We start from the raw sequence: 3,300 nt of genomic DNA on the forward strand, positions 1-3,300 counted from the left end.
CAGATTTGCCAGCACACCGATTTGGCCGAGCAGGATGGTTCCAAAGTAGTAGCACTCGAACACGCTGACCTTCCCGCCCTCAACGGTGAACACATCGCAGGACGGGACGCTGATCTTCTCACCGGTAGCGGTAATCGTTCCGACGGGCATCGGATAGGTCATCCTCGTGGGTCCCGTTCAGTGACAGTCGAACGACGACGAGTCACCGTCGAAGTAGAGGTCGTGGAGTTCGCGGTGCATGTCCGGAAAAGCCGTCGAGTAGATGTCGGTCGCGAGAGCGACGTCGTCGCCGATGTATTTCGCCCCAGACGCTACGTCCCACCAGTAGCCGGTCTCGGTGAACAGCGATCGAAACTTCTTGGGTTCCTTCTCAGCGACCACATATAGATGACGGATGATCTCTCAGTTCGAAGCCATCGTGGGTCAGGGTCTCCGCGATGCGGGACCGGCCGGCGTGGTGCGGCGGCGCGGCAATCCTGGTGCAGCGCGTCGCCTTGCGAAACACGGTCTGCACCCTACAAATTGGCGGTCGCGCCGCCAGCCGGACGGTTCTCAGACCTGTTCGGCGCCGCCGTCGATGAACAGCTCGGCGCCGGTCATGAAGCTGCTTTGGTCGCTGGCCAGAAACAGGACAGCGGAAGCGATCTCCTCGGGTCGACCTACCCGGCCCAGCGGAACCGTCGCCGCAAAGGCGGCCAGCAGCTGTTGTTCCTGGCCGGCCGGTGCGGCGCCCGTGAGTCCCGGTGTTTCAACCGGCCCGGGAACCATTGTGTTCACCCGGATCTGCCGAGGCGCCAGTTCAGCCGCCCAGGTCCGGCTGAAGGAGCGGACCGCCGCCTTCGACGCGGCATACGCTCCCATGCCGGGCGTACCACTGGAGGCTGAGCTGGAGCCGGACAGGATGACCGACGCGCCAGAGTTCAAGAGCGGCAAGACTTTCTGCACCGTGAAGATGGTGCCGCCGACGTTGCGGTTGAACGTGTCGAGGAAGTGTTGCGGTGTCATATCGGCCAGCGGCGCCAACTCTCCCCCACCGGCATTGGTGAACACGACGTCAAGGCCATGTCCGTGTCCCTTGACGGCGTCGGCGACCCTGTCCAAATCGTCAGGGTCGGTGACGTCTCCACGAATACCGGTGGCCGAGGCACCAATCGATGCGAGTGCCTCATCGAGGCGTTGCTTGTCGCGTCCGGTGATGAAGACATGCGCGCCTTCGGCCGCAAGCCGCTGAGCAGCGGCAAGACCGATGCCTGAGGTGCCGCCGGTGACCAGGGCGACCTTATCGTTGAGCTGGCCCATGATGTTCTCCGTTTCTACTGGGTTTCTACTGGTTTCCCGTGGTGGATCGGGGTTCTTTGGTTGTGCTGCAGAGCCCGCGCCGATCACGGCGACTCATGTCGCACTCGGCTCGAGGACGGCGGCAGCGCGCAATGTGGGTTCGAAGTCGGTGCCGAGAATGGCGGTCAGCACCGGGTTGGTGACCCCCGCGTCGCGGTATCGCTGAACCCCGTCGCGAACGGCGGCGTCGTCGCCGATGGCGCATAGATGATCGATGAATCGCTCACTGATGGCCAGCTTTTGAGCGACGACATCGGGTGACGCAGCATCGAATGCCGCCACGTCACCGGCGAAGCCCGCCGCCTGGAACATTGCCCGGTAGAACGGCAGGCCGAAGTACCGGTGCAGCTCGTTGCGCACACCTGCGAGCGCAGTTGCGCGGTCGTGGGTCATCGCCGAGGGGACCGCTGCCAGGATGTGAAATCCCTCGAGCGGCTTACCGGCGCGATGGCGGCCCGCGGCCACCTCCGGCACGACCACATCGCGCACGTACTGCGACGGGCATGCCCACAGGACCACGCCGTCGGCGATCTCACCGGCCAGGCGCAGCATCGCCGGCCCCAGCGCCGCCTGATAGATCGGGATATCGGGGCGCGCTGTGAAGCCCATGAACGAGAAGTTCGACGTCCACCGCTGACCGGTCGGCGGGACGTCACCGGCCAGGATGGCGCGGACGATGCCGACGTATTCGCGCATTTCAGCGGTCGGCTTGCCGATCTGCTGGCCGTGCCATCCGCCCATGGTGGTGCGGTGACCCACGCCGAGACCGAGTCGAAAACGCCCGCCGGAGATGTCGTCGACGGTCGCCGCGGTCTGGGCCATCGATGCCGGCGAACGGTGATACAGCGGTGCCACAGAGCTGCCTATCGCTACCCGCTGCGTGCGCATTGCCAGGGCCGCGGCCATCGTGAACGAATCACGAGCCGCGATGTGAGACAACATGATCGAGTCATAGCCCAGTTCGTCGGCCAGCCGTGCATGACCGACCGCGTCGTTGAATGGCTCGAGCGCCGGAATGGCACAGCTGATCGCGGCTTGCGTCGGATTTCCTTGCGGGGCAGAGACGGTTTCGGCGGTCATTTGTCAGTTGTCCTGCGGCGTCGGGGCAGGCTCGGCAACGACGGGTTCTCGATGGCGCCGATGCCTTCGATTTCGACTCGAACCCGATGACCTGGTCGTAGCAGTCGTCCGGAGAAGAGGCCCACACCTCCCGGTGTGCCGGTCGCCACCAGGTCACCGGGCTCCAAGGTGCACACCCGCGACAGCGCTGAGATCATTTCGCCGATTCCGGTGACCATCTCGGCGGTGGAGCCCTCCTGCCGGAGTTCACCGTCCACCCAGGTGCGCAGTTTGAGGTCCTCGGGGTCCAGCTCGTCGGCGGTGATGATCCACGGCCCGAGGGGCCCGTGCGTGTCGAAGCTCTTGCCCGGCCACATGGTCGGGGTGTTCTGTTGCACGTCTTCCTCGATGACCACGCCGGCACCGCCGGGGTTGTAGCTCACGGGTTTCATCGGGTCTCCTTCGCACGGTGCGCGTCGATCAGCGTCGCGTACCCCTATTCGATCGGCCGGCGCTTGAGCTTCATCGCGGTCCTTCGCATAACTGCCAAGCTACCCGGTTATAGGGCAGTCGTCAAGTTTTATCTTGACGGATATCAATTTATGGAGCTACGGTGAAGTCGCGGATGCGGGGCGCTAGATGGCGCCCACATCTCACCCACCCAGTCCATCTGGCAGGAGCACCACATGAGAAACCACCGACACGGCAGCGTCGTCGACGGGCACGCCGATCTGCATAGCGAGCTCGGCCCCAACCGGGGCGAACACAGCGGCCGCGCCACCAACCCAACGATCAAGTCAGTTTGCGGAAAGGTTGTCGTCATCACTGGTGGCGCCCGCGGGATCGGGTTGGCCACCGCGAGCGCGCTGCACCAGCTTGGGGCCAAGGTCGCCATCGGCGACA

5 protein-coding genes are annotated in these 3,300 nt (G+C 64.5%); 1 reads left to right on the top strand and 4 read right to left on the bottom strand.

From position 1 onward, the window contains the following. Positions 1 to 177 precede the first annotated feature (177 nt). The 4 genes from QOI01_RS17795 to QOI01_RS17810 all read right to left on the bottom strand — a co-directional run bounded on the left by QOI01_RS17795 (position 178) and on the right by QOI01_RS17810 (position 2,849). Positions 178 to 381 carry a hypothetical protein gene (locus QOI01_RS17795; protein ID WP_526383199.1) on the bottom strand — a complete coding sequence of 68 codons (204 nt, stop codon included), beginning with the start codon at positions 379 to 381 and terminating at the stop codon, positions 178 to 180. Between the two features lie 171 nt (positions 382 to 552). After that, positions 553 to 1,299, bottom strand: coding sequence for an SDR family NAD(P)-dependent oxidoreductase (locus QOI01_RS17800; RefSeq protein WP_526383201.1), 747 nt, complete (start codon positions 1,297 to 1,299; stop codon positions 553 to 555). 93 nt (positions 1,300 to 1,392) lie between these two features. After that, positions 1,393 to 2,418, bottom strand: coding sequence for an LLM class flavin-dependent oxidoreductase (locus QOI01_RS17805; protein WP_526383203.1), 1,026 nt, complete (start codon positions 2,416 to 2,418; stop codon positions 1,393 to 1,395). Continuing rightward, entirely contained in the window at positions 2,415 to 2,849 is a 435-nt protein-coding gene (locus tag QOI01_RS17810; protein ID WP_526383205.1) for a fumarylacetoacetate hydrolase family protein, read from the bottom strand. Before QOI01_RS17810 ends, QOI01_RS17805 begins: the two co-directional genes overlap by 4 nt. 234 nt (positions 2,850 to 3,083) lie before the next feature. On the opposite strand from QOI01_RS17810, the gene QOI01_RS17815 reads away from it, so the two are divergent. After that, on the top strand, positions 3,084 to 3,300 hold a 217-nt coding region (locus tag QOI01_RS17815; RefSeq protein ID WP_526383207.1), incomplete at its 3' end, for an SDR family NAD(P)-dependent oxidoreductase.

This window comes from Mycobacterium sp., assembly GCF_032162605.1.
Lineage (GTDB): Bacteria > Actinomycetota > Actinomycetes > Mycobacteriales > Mycobacteriaceae > Mycobacterium.